General features: G+C 33.0%; 16 protein-coding genes and 1 pseudogene. 4 read left to right on the top strand and 13 right to left on the bottom strand.

Annotation, left to right across the window (positions count from 1 at the left end; all coding sequences use genetic code 11):
• Window positions 1-104 precede the first annotated feature (104 nt).
• A complete protein-coding gene (locus tag OZD68_RS05420) occupies window positions 105-230 on the top strand; it encodes a hypothetical protein (RefSeq protein ID WP_275009205.1) in 126 nt (41 codons plus the stop codon).
• 128 nt (window positions 231-358) lie between these two features.
• On the opposite strand, the gene OZD68_RS05415 is transcribed toward OZD68_RS05420, so the two are convergent.
• On the bottom strand, window positions 359-505 hold the full coding sequence (locus OZD68_RS05415; RefSeq protein WP_182309694.1) for a hypothetical protein: 147 nt from the start codon (window positions 503-505) through the stop codon (window positions 359-361).
• Window positions 506-1142: 637 nt separating this feature from the next.
• Between OZD68_RS05415 and OZD68_RS05410 the strand changes: the two genes are divergently transcribed.
• The 3 genes from OZD68_RS05410 (at window position 1143) to OZD68_RS05400 (ending at window position 3932) form a co-directional block, all read left to right on the top strand.
• Complete coding sequence (locus OZD68_RS05410; protein ID WP_182309763.1) at window positions 1143-1340, top strand: hypothetical protein; 198 nt, start codon at window positions 1143-1145, stop codon at window positions 1338-1340.
• 304 nt (window positions 1341-1644) lie between these two features.
• The gene (locus OZD68_RS05405; RefSeq protein WP_182309693.1) at window positions 1645-2544 is read left to right on the top strand and encodes a DMT family transporter; all 900 of its coding nucleotides are present in this window, start codon (window positions 1645-1647) and stop codon (window positions 2542-2544) included.
• A gap of 47 nt (window positions 2545-2591) precedes the next feature.
• Window positions 2592-3932 carry a UDP-glucose dehydrogenase family protein gene (locus tag OZD68_RS05400; RefSeq protein WP_182309692.1) on the top strand — a complete coding sequence of 447 codons (1341 nt, stop codon included), beginning with the start codon at window positions 2592-2594 and terminating at the stop codon, window positions 3930-3932.
• Between the two features lie 88 nt (window positions 3933-4020).
• Here OZD68_RS05400 and OZD68_RS05395 read toward each other — a convergent pair whose 3' ends face one another.
• The 12 genes and pseudogenes from OZD68_RS05395 to OZD68_RS05340 all read right to left on the bottom strand — a co-directional run bounded on the left by OZD68_RS05395 (window position 4021) and on the right by OZD68_RS05340 (window position 20077).
• Window positions 4021-5166, bottom strand: coding sequence for an MFS transporter (locus tag OZD68_RS05395; protein WP_182309756.1), 1146 nt, complete (start codon window positions 5164-5166; stop codon window positions 4021-4023).
• 127 nt (window positions 5167-5293) lie between these two features.
• Window positions 5294-6346 carry a threonine aldolase family protein gene (locus OZD68_RS05390; protein ID WP_006280070.1) on the bottom strand — a complete coding sequence of 351 codons (1053 nt, stop codon included), beginning with the start codon at window positions 6344-6346 and terminating at the stop codon, window positions 5294-5296.
• Window positions 6343-7392: a threonine aldolase family protein gene (locus OZD68_RS05385; RefSeq protein WP_182309755.1), complete on the bottom strand. Its 1050-nt coding sequence runs from the start codon at window positions 7390-7392 to the stop codon at window positions 6343-6345. The genes OZD68_RS05390 and OZD68_RS05385 overlap by 4 nt, the downstream gene beginning before the upstream one ends.
• 1 nt (window position 7393) lies before the next feature.
• On the bottom strand, window positions 7394-9169 hold the full coding sequence (locus OZD68_RS05380) for an ABC transporter ATP-binding protein (RefSeq protein ID WP_182309691.1): 1776 nt from the start codon (window positions 9167-9169) through the stop codon (window positions 7394-7396).
• The gene (locus OZD68_RS05375) at window positions 9170-10159 is read right to left on the bottom strand and encodes a phytanoyl-CoA dioxygenase family protein (protein ID WP_182309754.1); all 990 of its coding nucleotides are present in this window, start codon (window positions 10157-10159) and stop codon (window positions 9170-9172) included.
• A gap of 4 nt (window positions 10160-10163) precedes the next feature.
• Entirely contained in the window at window positions 10164-11840 is a 1677-nt protein-coding gene (locus tag OZD68_RS05370; RefSeq protein WP_155968452.1) for a WG repeat-containing protein, read from the bottom strand.
• Window positions 11801-14128, bottom strand: coding sequence for a glycosyltransferase (locus OZD68_RS05365; protein WP_182309690.1), 2328 nt, complete (start codon window positions 14126-14128; stop codon window positions 11801-11803). Before OZD68_RS05365 ends, OZD68_RS05370 begins: the two co-directional genes overlap by 40 nt.
• Window positions 14085-15038 (bottom strand): NAD-dependent epimerase/dehydratase family protein, encoded by a 954-nt coding sequence (locus OZD68_RS05360; RefSeq protein WP_182309689.1) that lies wholly within the window; start codon window positions 15036-15038, stop codon window positions 14085-14087. The genes OZD68_RS05365 and OZD68_RS05360 overlap by 44 nt, the downstream gene beginning before the upstream one ends.
• A 124-nt stretch (window positions 15039-15162) precedes the next feature.
• Window positions 15163-15912, bottom strand: coding sequence for an NTP transferase domain-containing protein (locus tag OZD68_RS05355; RefSeq protein ID WP_182309688.1), 750 nt, complete (start codon window positions 15910-15912; stop codon window positions 15163-15165).
• 120 nt (window positions 15913-16032) lie between these two features.
• On the bottom strand, window positions 16033-16398 hold the full coding sequence (locus OZD68_RS05350; protein WP_259366057.1) for a hypothetical protein: 366 nt from the start codon (window positions 16396-16398) through the stop codon (window positions 16033-16035).
• Between the two features lie 6 nt (window positions 16399-16404).
• Window positions 16405-16530: pseudogene (locus tag OZD68_RS05345) on the bottom strand (hypothetical protein); the annotation flags it as partial.
• 49 nt (window positions 16531-16579) lie between these two features.
• Window positions 16580-20077 carry an ankyrin repeat domain-containing protein gene (locus tag OZD68_RS05340; protein WP_259366056.1) on the bottom strand — a complete coding sequence of 1166 codons (3498 nt, stop codon included), beginning with the start codon at window positions 20075-20077 and terminating at the stop codon, window positions 16580-16582.
• Window positions 20078-20149: the final 72 nt, after the last annotated feature.

Here is a 20149-nt window from a genome sequence, read left to right as displayed (position 1 = left end):
CCAATATTTTAAAGCGGATAATAACCCCAGGGCTTCTTTTGCCTTTTTTTTCGTTTGGTAAATTTCTTAAATATTTACGGCTAATATGGAGCTAAGTACGAACTTTGTTAAACACAACAAATGGTGTCATTCCAGTCTGGAATCCAGGAAAAAGAATGGTGTCATCCCAGTGTCCAAACACTGGGATCCAGTTTTCTTTACAAATTCACCAAAAGTGTTTCATTCTATAACATAAAACCCATACTCACCAAATCCAATGCATTACTTGCAATTAAGTTTCATGGATCCCAGTGTCTGGGCACTTGGATAACAAAGGAGGACGTTATTCGAGTGCCAAGCACTGACCATTTCTGGTCTCTTAAATTGCAACTAATCTAAGTATTAAAAAATTTACCAAGCGAAAAAAAAGGCAAAAAAAGCCCGATGGTTGGCTAGTTATAGCCTTTCTTATAATAGTCCGAATGCGATAAGATATGTGTTTATGGCTATAGCAGGCCAGTAGCATATTACGGTCTGTTCGGATTATTGTAAAAAGAGCTATACTTACATTATACTTTCAAGTATGGCGTTTTTTTATTCTAAACGCTTAATAACCGTGAATCAGCCGCTTTTAAGCCGCAACTAATCTAAATTATAAACGTTAAGAAATTTACTAAACAGAAAAAAAGGCAAAGAAACCCTAGGGTAGCTAATTATTCACTATCCATTTTTTAAGTTGGCGTTTTTTGATGTTTTAAATAGCGTATTTCAGCTTGTGTAGCTAGAAATTTGATAAAGATATGAGGTGCACAAAGTTTTTTTGTCATTAATCCACTGCAGAGATCGCGAAGATAAATAAATAGCTTCAGTTTCATGATATGTATAACAATGTTACAAAAAATAATATCATAGAATTCAATAGGATAATTCCTAGAAAACCCCTACATACTAAAAAAAGCAAAATGCTGTTAAAATGAGCTTAAGAATAAATAGCAAACATCTAACATAACAATTCTATTTGTAAATCAGGTGAGACTTATCCTATAGAAAGCTTTCGAACTACGCAAGCGTATCTTTTGCCTTTAGTATTTCTTTAAACTTGCTGCAAAAGAGTAGGAATGGTTATAAAATGGGGAGGTATAGCAGGAGAATAGAGAGGGAAGATGATCTTAAACTACCATAATCTAAAAGAACATCCGAGAAATTTTCGAGATGTAACAGGTTTGAAAATAGAAGAATTCGAAAAGGTTGTAGAAAAAGTGCGCCCAGAGTGGGAAAAAGTTCAAGAACAGAAGAAATGCCATGGAAGAACGTCAAGATTGCCTGTATTGGAAGATAAAATACTCTGTATAATTCTATAGACCTGCTGCAAAAGAGGAGATATTTAAAGAGAGATGTAGCAAGAGGGAATGAGCTTAAATTATCAAATCAACGTTATTCTACTTTACCTCACTAGCATTTTCCCTACCTTGAGCCTTACTATTACTCACAAATACAAACGTTCGTTACATAGCTCTTAATATGTCTACAGAGACGAAATTTCCCGAATTATTTATAATGGACCCTTACGATCACATTCTGTGGACGTACATCAGAAAACTTTTATATTATTAGTTTTGTAGTAAAATTATATGAGTACATCGTATCTATTAAATCAGAAGCTTTATGGATTACAGATTGAGAGCTTATTTGTTTGGGGTTATCTGGTTTATACTTAGCTTACTTAGTAGTGTAGCTAATGATACTATATCAAAATATCTAAGTTTACATCTTCAGAGTTTTGAAATAATTTTTTTCCGCTTTCTGTTTACCACTATTACCCTTGTACCTTTTATGTTTTACTATGGAATAGAAACTTTTAAAACAAGTCAAATATCTACTCAAATAACCAGGGGTGGGTTGTTGTTTTGTGGAATGACCTTATGGACTTACGGGTTGACTGTTTTCCCCATAGTAACTGCAACGATTATAAGTTTTTCTATACCATTATTTGTTATACTTCTTGCAATTCCTTTTCTGGAAGAAAATATAATTTGGCAAAGATGGGTAGTAGCTGTCATTGGTTTTATTGGTATTGCTATTACTACTAAAGCTTGTGGTGAGGATTTTAATCCTAAAATTCTTATTTTTATTGTATCTGCATTGATCTTTGCTATATTGGATATACTTAATAAGAAACTTGTAATAAAAGAGTCAGTAATAAGTATGTTATTTTATTCAGCTCTAACGACAACTATTTTTTCTACTCCACCTTTGTTATTTTATTGGCATATGCCTTCCTTGTTGGAGTTAGTATTACTGCTGATTTTAGGAATAAGTTCAAACCTAATTCTGTTCTTCATGTTAAAAGCTTTTGCTCTTACTGATGCTACTGCACTTGCACCGTATAGATACATAGAGCTAATAATTTCTGCAATAGTAACATACGTTATATTTAATGAATTACCTGATAAAAGTGCTTTATATGGTACTTTGATATTAATACCATCAACCTTATTTATAGCTTATTCGGAAGGTAAGGCAATTAAGAAAAATAATGTAACAACAAAAGTTTATAATTGTTAATGGTATTTATTTTAGATGCTAAGCTATATTTTTAAGGTGATAATAAAATGCACATAACTATCATAGGAGTAGGGTATGTAGGATTAGTATCTGGTACAATGTTATCTGAGCAGGGCCATAAAGTTGATTGCATTGACATAAATACTGAGAAGATTGAACTTTTGAAATCAGGGAAAATTCCTCTATATGAACCTGGATTAGCAGATTATTTAGAGAATAATATAAAGTCACAAAGGATAAGATTTTTCGATTCGTATTTTCAAATAAATCCCAATACAGAAGTAGTATTTATAACTGTAGATACTCCATCAGACTCCCTAGGAAATGCAAATTTACAGAATGTATATAATGCAGTAAGTGAAGTTTCTGAGAGAGTTAATCAAGATTGCTTAATAGTGATAAAGTCAACTGTTCCTCCTGGTACTGCAGAAAATATATATAATTATTTATCTAATAAGGGCTATAACTTTGATTTGGGGGTTAATCCAGAGTTTCTCAAGCAAGGCTCTGCAGTATCAGATTTTTTATACCCAGATAGGATAATAATAGGAGTAAAAACTAAGCTAGCTAGAGCAAAACTAGAAGTTATATATAGATCATTTATAGATAAGAATATTCCGTTAATAGTCACTGATACAGTTACTGCTGAAATGATTAAATATGCTTCTAATGCTTTTCTAGCAACAAAGGTTGCTTTTATCAATGAGATGGCAGGTTTATGTGAGCTATTAGGAGCAGACATTGACCTTTTAGCTAACAGTATGGGAATGGACCATAGAATAGGTAAGGAATTTCTCAAAGCTGGTCCAGGATTTGGAGGATCATGTTTTCCTAAAGATTTGTCAGCTTTAATAAGGCTTGCTGAAGATCACAATGTCAAGCTACAAATTTTAAATTCAGTTAAGGAATCTAACTATAATCATATAACAAACATTGCTAAAAAGGTAGAATATGTATTAAATGGAGTCCAAAATAAAAAAATAGCAATATGGGGGCTAACTTTTAAGTCTGGTACTGATGATGTAAGAAATAGCCCAGCTATAGATATTGCACAATTGTTAGTGAATAACAAGGCTAAAATTACTGCATATGACCCAATGGGGATGGATAATGCTAGGCAAGTTCTAAAGGATATAGAATACGCGGACAATGCTATAGGGGCTGCAAGGGACGCGGAAGCCTTGTTATTTTTAACGGAGTGGAAAGAATTTAAAAATCAAGATTTTGCAAGTTTAAAGAGTATTATGGCTGCACCTAATGTTTTTGATTTCCGTAATTTATTAGATAGCGAGCTATTACTAAGATATGGTTACCATGTTTATTCCTTGGGTAAAAAATCTATCTACAAAGTTTATAGCTCTTTTTACAATAATCCGAACAGATCATAATATGCTACTGCTCTACCATAGCCATAAGCACATATCTTATCCTATTCGGACTATTGCGAGAAGTGCTATAACTGTTGAGAAATTTTTTTTACACCGCTTTACTTAGTTTTTTTAGATCTTTGCTTGATAGTATGGAAAAGCAAACGAGTGCAACAACAGAGCAAATGGAAAAAAATGAAAACATAATACTGTTACCACAGTGCTTAACAAGTACTCCTAAGAGCACGCATGAAAATATTGAACTTGCAATATACCCAAATAATCCTGTCAAGCTTACAATTGCACATACATTATTTTGTGGAGCAATTTCTACAGCTATAACACCTGTCAGTACTTGCACTCCAAATATAAAGAATCCTGATAAGATTGCACAAAGGTTCATAAGAATTATGTTTTGACCAAAGTTCATTGCAATAAAAGTGAGTGCTATACCCAACATATAAAGTGATGCCAGCAAGCTTCTATTTTGAAAGAAGTACATATCACTAATTCTTCCTGTTATTAAAGTTCCAAGGATTCCACCTAAATCATATACGCCTGTTATTAGTGAGGATTGTACAAGAGAAATTTGTAATTTATTCTTTAAAATTATAGGAAACCAAAAGAAGATTCCCATTTTTATAATATAAGCACAAAAAGTAGCACAACATAGAAACCATATGGAACTTGTTACCTTGATACCTATTTGAGATTTCTGCACCTTATAATAGGTAGTAAAGTTGGCACTTTCTTTGTAATATGCCTTTAATATTATATAAATTCCAAAAAGTAAGCATAAGAAACCAGAGTACAAAAATGCACTTTTTGCATTATATATTTTAATTATACTTGGTAATACAATTAAAGTAATACAAGAACCAAGTTGCTGAGATGCGCTCATAACTCCCCATGATGATGCAATTGAAGAGATGCTAGAGTTTGTAACCATAAACTTGGTAATAGCTGGCCAACCTAACCCTTGTGTCCAAGCTAATAATATTAATGTTAACAGTAATAAAGTTAGATTATTATATGATAAAGTTATACCAATGGTTAATAATCCAGTTACAATATTGCATAGCCCAAACATAAATAATGGATTATTTTTGGAGTCCATGATTATTCCATTAACAAATTTTGATACTCCATAAAAAAAAGAAAAGCAGGCAAAAAAATAGCTTAATTTTACATGGTCAGTATCTATTAACACTGGTAGAGCAATTGGTATACTTTGTCTTGATAAATAAAGCAGCATATATCCACAGAAGAATAGTAAATATTGAAAGAAGACAAAGTTCACACCTATTCCCAAATAGCTCTACGCAGATGCTAGCATAATACTATATTGGTATAATATTGTTTGACAAGAAGTTTGCAAACAATTAGTGCAGAAAATTACTTAGTATCTTTCTTATAGCAGATACAGTAGTATTAATATCTTCATAGCTTATATCTCTATGTGTTATAGCTCTGATTTTACCTTTGATGTTAGCCATTCTAATTCCATAATTTGTCATTAGTACGTTTATTAATTCTTGAGTAGATATACAATTAGTACGTAATGAAAAATACGCTATATTAGTTTTATACAGGTCGATATCAATTATAACTTGATCTATGGAGTCTAGGCCTTCTATAAGGTGCTGCATTTTTTTATGATCTTCTTCTAAAGAATTTACATTATTACGTAGAGCATATAAACATGCAGCTGAAATAATGCCAGCTTGGTGCATACCTCCGCCAATTTGAAACTTATAGTACCAAGCTTTTTCAATAAAATCTTCACTTCCAAGCAATATTGCGCCCATTGGAGCACCTAATCCTTTACTAAAATCAATGAATACCGAATCAAAATAACTTGCATACTCCTTTGGAGATATTTTAGTATGAGCACAAGCGTTGAACAGTCTTGCTCCATCTAAATGAGTGAATACGTCATTCTCTTTGCAGAGACTTGAGATCTCTTGAATATATTCTAAAGGCCACACAGCTCCACCACCAAAATTTGTCGTTTGTTCGATAGAAACAAGCCCAACTCTCGGAATATTTCTTAAACTAGGACGAGTAATAAACTCAACAATTTGTTCTCCAGTAAATATTCCTCTTGTACCTTTGATGGGCAAAGGAGTAGCATGTGCCTGGGCTGCGATCAAGCCAGACTGTACTATGAGTGGATGTGAAGTTTCATCAAGCAGCAAGTAATCACCAGGTCTTTGAATGTGTACTTTATAAGCAATTACATTGGACATCGTTCCTGAAATCAAAAAGATTCCTGCAGGTTTACCTAATATTTTACATGCGGTTGCCACTAATTCGTTCACAGTTGGATCTTCACATGCAGCTTCGTTTCCAACTTTTGCTTTAGCCATCGCTTCCCTCATTTTGGCTGAAGGGTCAGTGTTTGAATCGCTAAAGAAATCTATTTTTACTCTCATATTAAATTTAACACAACCTCCTTTATAATTTCAGCAGCTTTCATGATGTCTGTTTCCTTTGTGCCAAGATGGGTAACTGCTCTTATATGAGACTCGAGCCAAGGAAAAAGCAATAAACCATAAGCTTGGCACTTACTCAAGAAAACCTCATTAGTTACATTTAGTGCTTTTATACTAAAGCTTACTATATTAGTTTCTGGATAAGGTAGTACCAGTTTTATGTGTGGAATTTCCCTAATCTTGTCTGCAAACAGTTTGGCGAGTTTATTGTCTTCTTTAAGCCTAGAAATATTGTTCTGTAGTACATACTTTGCTGCATTAGCACAATACCCTATCTGATGATAACCACTACCTAGCCAAACCTGTAGCTTTTTAGCCCTTTCAATTATCTCTCTTTTACCCATAAGCATTGAACCAAAAGGAGCTCCAAGTCCTTTGGTAAAAGAAAAGCTCATTGTATCCACATATTTAGCATAATCTGCTAAAGCAATATTTGTTTCGACATGAGCATTAAATATTCTTGCACCGTCTAAATGAAGATTTACATTGTGAGCTTTTAAAAAGTGATATAACTCGACTTGTTTTTCAAAAGGATAAATTTTACCATTAAACCCGTTTATACTATTTTCTATAGAAACAAGACTCACCTGAGCAAAAATTTTGTACCTTGGCTTAGAATTAATAGCATATTCTACTTCAGCAACATCTAAGATTCCGCTATTATTTCTAATACAATTAAATACGATATTATTTACTTTTGCATTGCCTGCGCTATCGAAAAAATTAACGTGATAATTATAATGAGTTATTAGTTCATCACCAGGACTTGTTTGACTGGCAATGGCTAATCTATTTGCAAGCATACCGCTGGTTGCAAATAATGCTTCTTCTACTTTGAATAATTGTTTGCAATATTCTGATAAGTCATTACAGCTTTTGTCTTCACCATAAGCAAAATCTCCAACAGTTGCATTACTTATTGCATGTATAACGTTGGAGCTCTGCAGAGTTGTAGTGTCACTTCTCAGATCAATAATTTTTTCCATCTTATTTTTTGCCATTCAAACAACCAATTTGAGCATTCCAAAGTTCCTTGTAAAGACCTTGCTTAGAAACTAATTCAGCGTGTTTACCATCTTGTACAATTTTTCCTTTGTTAAATACTAGAATTCGGTCCATGTGTAAAAGTGTAGAAATACGGTGTGCTATAGTAATCGTAGTTTTATTTTTCATCAATTTGAATAAACTCATTTGAATTGTTTTTTCTGTTATAGAATCTAACTGACTAGTTGGTTCATCGAGAAATAATATTGGAGCGTTTTTTAAAAATGCCCTGGCTATTATTATTCTTTGTCTTTCTCCTCCAGATAGCTTGATGCCTTTTTCTCCGACTGTAGTTCCATATTGATCTGGTAGAGTCATAATGAAATCGTGAATACCAGCCAGCTTTGCAGCTCTCATTATTTCTTCGATAGTAGATTGAAGTCTACCATATATGATGTTTGCTAAAATAGTATCATGAAATAACAATGGGTCTTGAGGTATTACAGATATTTGTTGCCTCAAAGAACTCTGTGTAACTTCTGATACTATTTGATTATCAATCTGTATATTACCTTTTTTAACATCAAATAGCCTTAGGATTAAGTTTATAAAAGTAGATTTACCACCTCCAGAACAACCAACTAGACCTACTTTTTCGCAAGGATTAATGGTAACTGAGAAATCTTGAAATAATGACTCCTGACCTTCATAAGAAAAAGAAACATTATTAAACGTTATTTTTCCACTTAATAAATTTAATTCTTTAGCATTTTTCTTATCTTGAATTTCTGGTACGGTAGTTAAGATTGGCAATGCATCTGAAACTTTGCCGAAATGAGTAGAAAATTGGGTAAGATTCCTAGTTAGATGGTTAAGAAACTCTATAATCGATATATTAATTCCAAGTACAAGAGCTATATCTCCTATTGCGATCTTGTTCAATTGATAGTCATAAATTAAAAAGTACAAGTTTACTGCTTGGAGTATATCAAATGAATAGCCATATATAAACCAAAGACAAAAGTATGCCCATTGTAATTTTCTCTCTGCAATAGTTCTTTTCTTGCATATTTGAAAAAATTTGTGTCTCTCATGTGCTTGCTGAGAAAATAGCCTTACTGATATAACATTTAAAATACTATCTGCTATACTAGCTATTACTCGTGAATTTTGTTTAGAGTAATTATCAGCTAGTTCAGTAAGTACACGAAAGCTGAAAATCGATACTAAAATAAAAATGCTTACCCAAGTGAATGTAGCGATTGCAAATTTTATGTTTACTAATGATAAGGTATAAATAGCTAAGACTAATGCTATGCTGTAACCGAAAAAACAATCTATAAGCAATCTTATTAACTCTATCACACTATCCATTAAGCTACTGACCTTATGTACTAAGCTTCCAGATAAATTGTTCTGATAATAGGAATGGTCTTGTTGGAGTAGTCTACAAAAAGATATATCAGCTATCTTTTGACGCATTAAGGTAAACATTCGAATGTCAACAAAATAGCCATAGAATCTAAAAGCAGTAGTGATAAGTAATGCCATACAAAGATAAGCGCTTACAGGTAATAAAAGATTCTCAATTACATTACCTTCCTGATATTTTACAGCTGTATCTAGAATATTTTTTACTAAATACTTTCTAAAAGACAAATCAACAGCTACCACCAGGGCAACTAAAGACATTATAAGTACATTAAGTTTGAATTTAGATACTATATTCAAGATGAACATCAATACACATTTGAAGCTATCAACTCTACTTCTGTTCATTTATAATGCTAGCTCCACTACGTTGACTTTTTTATTGAGAAATACAAGTAGTGAAAACCATAAATTTTTGTATATTTTTCCTGAGATGTCTCCAGCATCATGTAGTGCTGATGCTCGATTCAGAATAAGTAGCTTATATAAATCTCGCTTAGCCTCAGTAGTGTCGATCTCAGAAATATTTGTAGTTGTGTCTGTAATAAAGGCTAACCAGCTCTTGATAAGTTCTTCCATGTTTTTTGCTTTTACACTTTCCTGGTAGCCAAACAATGACAAGCATTCTCTCAGTACAGATTCTGTTAACTCACCACAATTGAGTATACCAAAAACTGAAGGCTGAGGTTTTGGCACATAGGGAAGGTCTTGATCTTTTATAATCCACCTTGTTACATAAGCAAATCTATCTTTAGCATCTGTATTCTTATTACTACCATGCCATAACCGTGAATCAAAAACTATTGCATCTCCTGCTGAAATAGGTAATGACTTGATTTTGTAATTTTCCCGATTATTTGAGTACTGATCAAAAAAATATGGGTACCAAAAATCAACTAAAGGCTGTATTTCCCATTTATGACTGTTTTCTATAATTTGCAGTGCACCTGAAGTTTCACTTACATTATTCAAAGCTAACCAAACAGAAAAGTGGTAAGGATCATTGAAACTATAGGAGATGTCTTGGTGGAAGGGAACTGCATCTATTAAATCAGCAGTTTTACATATAACATTTGATTTTTTCTGCAGTATCTGACACTGAAGTGACTTTTCAAGGTAATTTTTAATAATTTCATCTAATGCTTGAGAGATAATTCTAGTTACTTGAGATGACGTGCCCCATCTGCCGGTACAGTTTAAGTAGTCAGAAGTTGAAACACTTAGTTCTTGGGATAGCTCTGATATCTTATTTGTTATATCACTTAAAGACTGAGTTATTAGCTTTAAAGGAACCAGATTTTTGATAATAAAAAAACCATTTTTTTGTAGTATTTCCATATGATTAATACCTGACATCAATGACTGATAAGTAATCTGTTAAAGGCACAACAGCAAAAATTTTGAATCCTTTTACTTGTTTTAATATTTTTTCCCAATCGCTTAATGTTCTTAGTTTACCTCCTGTTTCAACCATTACATTAATATCTACAGAGCCTCCAGTTGGAGAGCGGTAATCTAAAATAGTTTCTATCAATAAAATACGAGATATTCCTTTGACCAATTTTAAATAAGATAATACTTTATCATCATCATAATGCTGCAGAAAGCGGCAAAAGACACCTAATTCATAATTTGTAACTGATAGTTCTTCCTGAGTTATAAGTTTGACTTTTAAATTTTCTACTAACTGTCTTGGTACTTTATGTTCGTTATATAGGCCTATAGAACCTTTATTGTGTATATCAGAATAAGCAAGAAATAAAGAGTGTACACCAAATAGAAATATATTCTTAGCACCATCTATATTAATCCTAGAATTAAACTCTTTAGTATCAAACCTAGAATATCCTAGCAATGCTTGGTAAAACGCTATTTTCTTATCTTCTGATGCTTCTCTTTCCTTAAAAGATTCAAATGAAGAGATGGACTTCTGTTTTAGTATATCGGCAATCTTTAACCAATTCTTTTCAGCGGCAACTCTTGCCCACATCGTTGCTGCTTTTGGCAAAAATGGTATTTCCTTAAAACACTTACCTTTTGATGATAGTTGCCATAAGTCCTTGTCCTTATCGTAATCAATAAACCCTATTTCCCACAACGCCCTTAACAGCCTTTCTAGATTTGGTACGATAATGTTTAACTTTTTAGATAAAACTGGCATAGTTGCAGGTAAAATATTTAACAAATCAAGTTCAATAGCAACGCTTGTTAGGTAAGTTTTCCAAAAGGCTGAAAGTTCTGCAGAAATCCTATGCACTTGAGATTCTTTACCTAAATCAAAAATACTAAACTTTACATTTCCGGTAATATCGATTTGTTCTAACACACCTTCAAAAGTTTCAACTTTTGCCATCCCATTATAAAATGCTTCTACCATTTTAAATCTCTGCTGGTAAATAGGATCACCATTAATATCTATATGAAACCAACCATGTTGATCTTCTGCAATAGAATACCCTTTATGAAAAACATTAAGTTTTTTATACCATTTATTATGTACTAACTTTCCATGATGATTAATATGTGTAGCTTTACTATCCTTGTAGACTACAGCGATACCATCCTTAAAATCTCCAACATAATCATATTCCTCCTGATAAATTCTGTTGCCATTTAAATTAATATGAAAACATTTATCATGTCTTCTAACTACACAAGCATCTTCCTGATAATTTCCAATCCATTGATAAGACTGTTTGTATACTCTACATCCAGATGGATCAATATGGTAACACCCTGTATCATCTTCTACGGCTGCTCTATTAAAGTAGAATCCAAAAGTTTTCAGAAATCTATTATGATAAACTGCTTCTCCTCTTACATTGATATGATAAGCACCTGTCTGATCATAAACCGGTGCAAGACCAGGCTCATGAAATTTACCAACCTTTATAAACCTATTTTCATACAAAGGATTTCCTAGCAACTCGTGAAACCTCTCACACGGTGAAATTTTAATAGATTTAAGATTATCTTTGATTAATTGATCAAAGGTTTTCTCATGTTGCATGTTTTGCATAATTTATAATTTAAATAATTCTTTTGTAAGCTTAGGTACTCACTACTCTGCCATATTTCCTCGAGTTTAATCTCATTAACATTACCAAAATTTCCTAATGTCTTACGGAGTTCATCTGGAGCACAGCAAGGACTAAACTTTCCTTTATTGTTTATCCATGCTTCTTTACCTAAAAATGGGCATTGACCACCTGGAGCCAAATCCTTAATACCTTCTTGAGAAAGGATTGTGAAATTTTCTAATTTTATCTTTTTACCATTTGGCAATAGAATATTATCTCTAAGTTCGTATAACCTTCTCACCTCCGTGTTCCATCTACTAATTGCTAACTCATCTCTTCTCATAGATAGATCCTTAATTTCCTCAAAATGTGCCCAAAGATGATGTCCTTTAACTCTATCTATGCCGTTTTTTATGGCCATCTTAACTATGTCATAGAGTTCATGTAAATTACTTTCCAAAAATGTTAATTGTAAAGTAACGGTACACCTTTCACCTGTATCGCTAAAGTATTTATCTCTAACTTCAAGGAAAGTTTTTAAATTTTCTGTCACTACTTCCCATTTTGAACCTTTCATGATTCTTTCATGAGTTTCTTTAGTTGCCCCATTCCAGGAAATCTTAACATCAGATAAAATTGGTACCAATAGTTCAGCCCATTTTCTAGCTCCTTTAATGGGAAAAGAACCATTGGTTGTGAGGTTAAGCTTAAGACCGAACTCATGGCACAAATTGATTATTTCATCAAAGCTTTTATACATTAAAGGCTCACCCATAGTAGAAGGAATGATTTCCCTTAAAGGTGTTCCAGCTGCTTCCTTAATTACTTTTCTGATAGTTTCTATCGACAGTATCTTAGGTTTTATTCCTTTAGCTTTCTTTTCTTCTTTAACTTTGCTGTATGGTGAAAAACATTCGCACATTATACAAGCAAAATTGCAGTAATCTGGATTAGTATCAAAAGTAATTCTCCAAGGACCGGGTTTCACAGCTACTGATTTGCCTTTCTTTTCAATAGCATTACGGTAAATTTTGTTAAGTTTCTCAATATGCTCACTCATAGAAGGTATATTCCCATTTTCAGTATAAGGATAGCCTTTTTGGGTAAGTTTATTGTATAATTCCTGATTTGTAGATAGGACTTGCATTTTTTCTGACAAACTACTTGCATCTCTGTGCTTAAATAATAGTCCATCTCTTACATATTCTGCCATACCACCATAATCGGCTGTTATAACTGGTATTCTAAGTTGCTGTGCTTCATGTATTACTAATGGTGAATTTTCACCCCAAATTGAAGGAACGACTATTGCATCAACTTTATTAAATACGTCAGTAACTATATTCCTATTATCATAACTTCCCATCCACTCTATTCTTTCTTTAACAACAGGTGAAAACTGATCGGCAATCGCTTTTAAAGCTTTAGTTTCTTCTCTTGCTGCTCCCCAAATTCTAAGTTTTGCTTTAGATGATAAGTGAGAAAAAGCTTTCAATAATAGATTAACACCTTTTTCGGGAGTATGAGTACCAATATAACCGAAAATAAACTCTTTTTCTTGTGCTCTATTTCTATTCTTAAGACGATTGAGATCAAAACCATAATCAAGATAAGAAATTTTGTTTATCGGAACATAAAAATCCTGAGTAAATTTATCCATCAAGAATTTCGATGGGGAAATAAAGTAATCTATATAGTCTATTATTTTCCTTGTGTGCTTCATTCTAGTTGCAACCCATTGTTCCCAATAATTTATGTCTAAATTCAGGAATTCTTCATCTCCTGTAAAATATCCTTTGTAACATTGAGTTGCACATTTTTGATCCTTTTGTCCATCACAAAGCCGTAACAAATCTTCAGAATTGCGTTGAATAAACCTTCCTCTTGGACACATTAACCAAAAGTCATGTAGCGTAAAAATTGTAGGTATATTTTCTTTAAAAGCAATTTCTGGTAAAGTAATTGATAGATGATTAAGATGACCAAAATGTATAAGATCTGGCTGAAAGTTATCTATTACTCTTTTAAATTGTATATCTACTTCTTCATTGATAAATTTGTAACGATATTTAGCTGTGGGTATATTAATTAAATGCAGTAAGATTCGAGAGTCACTACTATCTAGGACTGTAGTGTAATAAAAATCAGGTAAAAAGCTATTTTCATACCTAGTAAATACTTGTACCTCATTGTTATTTGCTAGTTCATGAGCAAGAGTTTGGCTATAAACCTCTGAACCAGCACTATAATAAGGAGGGTAACCATGAATAACTTTTAATATTTTCATATATTACCATATCTATATTGTTATGATATTCTTGTGTATTGTTTTGTAGACTTTTTATAAATTTACTTAATCCTACTTCTAATGAATGTTTTGGAGACCAACCAAGTAGCTCTTTAGCTCTAGTAAAATCACCATGAAACTTAGTTACATCAAAATTTCTTGGAGGATAAAAATCAATTCTAGAATCACTTTTCGTGACTTTTAATATTGTTTTTGCTAAGTTTTCTAAAGTACATGGGCTATTAGTAGTAAGATGAATAGCAGGAAGAGAAGATTTTTCGCTTTGTAAATATTTAACAGTTAAGCATATACCCTCTATAACATCATCCAAATAGGTAAAATCAAAAACACACTCTTTACCTTCTATTTTAATTGGATCACCTCTTAATGCATTAATACAGAGTGCAGGAATTACTCTACTGTTATGATCTAGTAAACCACCGTATACATTTGAAAAGCGTAATATTGCTACATTAAAATCTTTTGAACTTGTTATTTGTTCCTCAATAAATGCTTTACCTTTTGCATAATTATTTATTGGATCGATACTAGCAGATTCTGTAACTGGCAGTTCCTTCTGCTCTCCATAGACTTCCCTACTACTTGCATATATAAACCATGGTTTATTTGGAAGTGACTTACATAACCCTAAAAACCGCATTGTACCATCAACATTAATTTTTTGACACAGTGTAGGATAAAGTTCACCATGTATAACTCTAGAAATTGCAGCCAGATGAATGATTCCTGTACACTGAGCAAGTAGTGGTACTACATCTTCTGAAAAAAAACTGAGTGGATTATCGCGAAACCTAATATCGCAGCTTATTACTTCATGGCCTTGGTTTTCTAACTTTTTCACCAAGGTTGACCCTATCAAACCTGCAGCACCTGTTATTAATATCCCCATGTATACCCTCTACTACAACTAGGAAAATTTGTCATACCAATTATCTTACAAGCAAGAATTAAATTGTATTATAAAACCAGTATAAAACAAATGTCAACTTAAATTAATGAATAAAAAAATGTAGTTATGAAAGAAAAGTTGGCTGCCTTCTTTCTTGAAAATAGTGTTCGGCTTTAATCAAATCCTCCTTATTATTTACTCCCATTGCTTCTCTTTCATCAGAAACTACATAACCTACACTCAAGTTATTGGTTGCTGCAATGGGCACTATATCATTAAGACAATATTCATTGGTCGAATTATTAAATTTTATTTCTTTTACTAAGGTAAAGAGATCTTTAGCATATGAAACCATTATTCCAGAGTTTGCAAGAAGCATTTTATCTCCATTTTTTAGGATTTTTTGAACATTTCCGTAATTATCAATTACTAATCTTCCATATTGTTCATCTTGACTATTGAATCCAAGAAGAACTAAATTATTATACTTTAAACAATCAGTCATTTTCATAACTGTATCGCTAGATATAAAAGGGGTGTCTCCATACTGTATTAAAACTATGTCTTGATCAGATAACTCCTGCAGATTTTCTAGAGCAATTTTAACTGCAGTGCCAGTACCTGTAATATCTTCTTGCATTATTAGTTTTATATTGTATTGATCGATTATACTTTTTAGGGTATCAAAGTTTTCTAAATCTTTTAGAAGGGAGTTGTTAACAACAATTGATAAGCTTTTTAGACTCAGCAATTTTGCATTAGAAATTATATGTTCTAAAAGAGTAAGATTTCCCACTTGGTGCAACGCTTTTGAATATTCAGAATTCATTCTACTGCTCTTTCCTGCTGCTAATATTATCAAAATGTTACTCATACATGACTTAGGGATTGATTAGATAGTAAGTTAATTTATAATTAATAAGATGTAAAGCACACTATAATTTTCTAAATGATCTAGATCTTGGCACCCTCATTAGAGTTTCATTTAAGAGAGCTATAACTTCAAACTCTTTACTCGATTTTCTACGCTGACATCTTGTAAACTCTGATCTGGACTTTTTAATATTTCTAACAATCTACTTGCAAGGTTTGAGTGTTTATTGATTACTGCAACCTGGACTAACGACTTGCCTTGATCATCACGAGCATTTGTTACAGCTACGCGCTCATCTGGTTTTATTGCTTTCAGCTTACTGATAATTTCAACATTACCATTTTTTGCATTCTCAAACAGCTCTTCTACTAATTTCAATAGGTTAGTAATATTTTGGTCTCGAGAAAGATCAAGTGGTGCTTTACCTTCTTTATTCTTGATGTTATAAATTGCACCATGTTTTAATAAAGATTTTACAACTTCCAAGGAGCCACCTTTAGCTGCAACATGAAGTGATGTAGTACCACTAGAAGTAGTTTTAGCATTAACAAAGTCATTTAATTTATCACGACTGATATGTTGTAACAGAACCTCAACAATTTCTTTGTAACATTTGGAAGTAGCAGTGTGTAATGGTGTATTACCTTTATTAGTAACTTGACTAACATTAGCTCCATTTAGTTAGTAAGATGTTTACAATATCTATGTGTCCATTGCTAACAGCGTAATGCAACGGTGTTCTTCCATCAATATCTTTATCGTTGGCATCAGCTCCATCTTTTAACAGACGCTGAACAGTTCGTATATCACCTTTACTAGCAGCAATGTTGATATCTTTCTGCAGATGCTGGAGAACCTCTGATGCTTCGCTACCCTCAAGCTTAAATCTAAAATTAATCATCTCTATCTTTTTTAAAATGTCTAAAACACTCGGATGACTTGGTCCAAAAACAGCTTTTCTTTGATCAAAACTTTCTCTGTAGACTTTAAGTGCGCTGATCCATTTCCCTTGAGCAAAAAGTACATTTGCTATGTTGTATTGAGTATTCAAGGCTTCTGGGTGATTTTGTTGTAAAGCTTTTTTCTGTATATTTAAAACCTCTTGAAAAGCTTTCAAGGCTTCATGATATTTATTTTGATTGAAGAGTACCCCAGCAATGTTATGTAACGTTCTCAAGGTATCAGCATGATTAATACCTAAAATTATTTTCTTCTTTTCAAAAACCTCTTTATAGATTTTTAAGGACTCTTCGTATTTACCTTGGTTAGCTAGTACCATTGCTATATTATTTTTGGCACTCACAGTGGCTAGATCATGTGTACCTAGTGTTTCTTTCCTCTTTTCAAAAACTGCCCTATTGATATTTAACGCTTCTTCATATTTTCCCTGTTTATCTAATACTAATGCCATGTGAAACTGAGTATTTAAGGTATCTGAATGATTTGACCCTAGTATTTCCTTTTGTCTCTGATAGACTTCTTGATAAATATTAAAAGCTTCTTCATCTTTCCCCTGTCTATGCAGCACTAAAGCGATTGTACTTCTTGTACTTAAAGTATCCTTATCGTTTAAACCCAGCATTTCTTTTTGTTTCTGAAAAATCTCTTCAAGCATATTTAAAGCTTCTTGGTAAATTCCTTGCTTATATAGCACTTTGGCTATATATGTCTGAATATCTAAAGTACCAGGATTGTCTGTTCCTAGTATTTCTTTTCTTCTTTCAAATGCGCTTCTGAAAATACTTAAGGCTTTTTGGTAATTGCCTTGATTCAAGAGCACTAAAGCTGTATCAATCTGAGCGGACACGTCACTTTGCGATATCTGCTTCAACTGCTCGACTTTTGAAAAGTTACTATGTACTGCAGCAACTACTAACGTTTTGTTCTCTCTATTACGAGCACTCATCACTGCTTTTACTGTATCAATATCCTTTATCTTATTTAGGTCATTAATAACTTGAGCATTACCATCTTTAACCTTTTTAAATGATTCACTGACTAGTTTAAATAAGCTAGTTATACTTTTATCCACAGTAAAATCTGATGGTGTTTTCCCACTGTCAGAGACAGCATTGTATACTGCACCATTAGACAATAGGGCCTTTACAACTTTTAAGTGAGAGAACTTAGCAGCATAATGCAGAGGAGTAAACCCCTTGTTACCAACCACATTAGGATTAGCTTTATTTTGTAATAGAATATTGACAACTCCATCATAGCCCTTCCATGCAGCATAATATAATGGTGTTACACTATCAGCATTTTTGGCATTAACAAACGCTCCTGCTTTAATGTAATTCTCAATCTCTGAAGAGCTATTACGTTTTACAGCCTCAAATAATTTCTCAGTTGATGCTAATAGATTGATAACGTCTTTATCGTTAGTCATTTCTAATGGTCTTCTACAAAGCTTGTCAACAGCGTTATAAACTGCACCATTTTTTAATAAAACTTCAATAACGTCTTTATAACCAAAATTAGCAGCAATATGCATAGGGGTTAAGCCATTAGTATCTTTAGCATTAACGTCAGCACCTTGTGCTATCAAATACTTTACAACTTCTAACCGACCTTTCATTGCAGCATAGTGTAGTAATGTCTGGTTAGCTGTACCAAGCTCATTAATACTCAACCCCTTGCTAAGGAAAAACTCTACGGTATCTTTATAACCTTCTCTAGCTGCAATGTGTATAGGCTTTGATCCAGAGGCATTTTTAGCATTAATATTAGACCCTTCATCTACTAGACATTTTACCATTTCCAAGTTACTTTCCTGTGAAGCAATGTGCAGTATAGTCCAATCATCATTGCCTTTAGCATTCATATCTACTTTTTTATACTGCAGTAACATTTTAACCACTTGCAAATGACCATGTGACACTGCTAATTCTAAAGATGTTCTACTCTTATTGTCTTTAACATTAATTTTTGCTCCATTACTTAACAGGACTTCAACAACATTATCATGGCCGTGTCCTGCAGCTATATGTAGCGGAGCACCTTCAACATTTACAATGTTAACATTAGCCCTATTTGCTATCAAAGTTTCAGCAATTTCCCCATGACCTTCTTGTGCTGCAAGATATAACGGTGTTGTACCATTAATAGTCATAGCATCAACATTAGCTCCTTTTGTTATCAGAGCATTTACTATCTCCTTATGACCTCTTTTAGCAGCCAAATGCAATAGTGTAGTATTTTCAGGACCTTTTGTGTTAACATAAGCTTTATTTCTTAGCAAAATCTCTACAATATCTCTGTAGCCAGCAAGAACTGCGAGTAATAAAGGTTCACCACCTTCTACATTAACACTAGCTCCATTTTCTACAAGAACTTCAACGATTTCCTTATGATTATGCTTAATAGCAGAAAGCAATGGTGTTAGGTTGTTACTCTTAACATTAACATTGGCTCTATTTGCTACCAAAATTCCAACGATTTCTTTATAACCTTCCTCCACAGCTACATGTAATGGTGTACTACCTGCAATACCTTCCATATTAACTTTGGCTTCATTTTTTATTAAAAGGTTCACAATATCTTTGTGACCCCCTACAATAGCTGCATGTAAAGGTGTAAGACCATAATTAGTACTAGTATTGACTTCAGCTTTACTTTTGATTAGAAAAGCAATAGCGTCTTTATGTCCACTTAGAGCAGCTACATGCAATGGCGTCATGCCATCATTAGTTCTAGCATCAACTTCAGCTTTATTTTTTATTAGAAGATCAATAATATCTTTGCTACCATTCATCGCAGCTGCATGTAATGGTGTACTACCCTTAATGTCTTGAGCTCTAACTTCAGCTTTATTTCTTATTAGGAGTTCAATAATATCTTTGTGACCTTTCAGAGCAGCTACATGTAATGGTGTTAGATTATTATTGGCTTTATCATTGATTTCTACTCCATTTTTTATTAAAAGCTCAGCAACTGCCTTATGACCACTCTCTGCTGCATAGTGTAATGGCGTAGCATTATTTTTATCTTTAGCGCGAACGTTAACCCCATGCTCGAGAAGAGCAACAACTATCTTCAAGTGGCCACTCTGCACTGCAAAATGTAGTGGGGTTATACCTTCCACAGTGGCAATACTAGCATTTGCCTTATTTGTCAGTAAAGCCTTAACAATTTTCTCATGTCCATCTTTTGCTGCGTAGTGCAAAGGTGAGTGTGCGATCCGATGTCATGAAATCATGATGGTTAAATTCCATCCACCATAACATCTGGTTGAAAT

Source organism: Wolbachia endosymbiont of Drosophila bicornuta, assembly GCF_028982105.1.
In the GTDB taxonomy this organism is placed as follows: domain Bacteria; phylum Pseudomonadota; class Alphaproteobacteria; order Rickettsiales; family Anaplasmataceae; genus Wolbachia; species Wolbachia pipientis.
The sequence above is the reverse complement of the archived record's forward strand: the minus strand, read 5'-3'. Positions and strand labels throughout refer to the sequence as shown.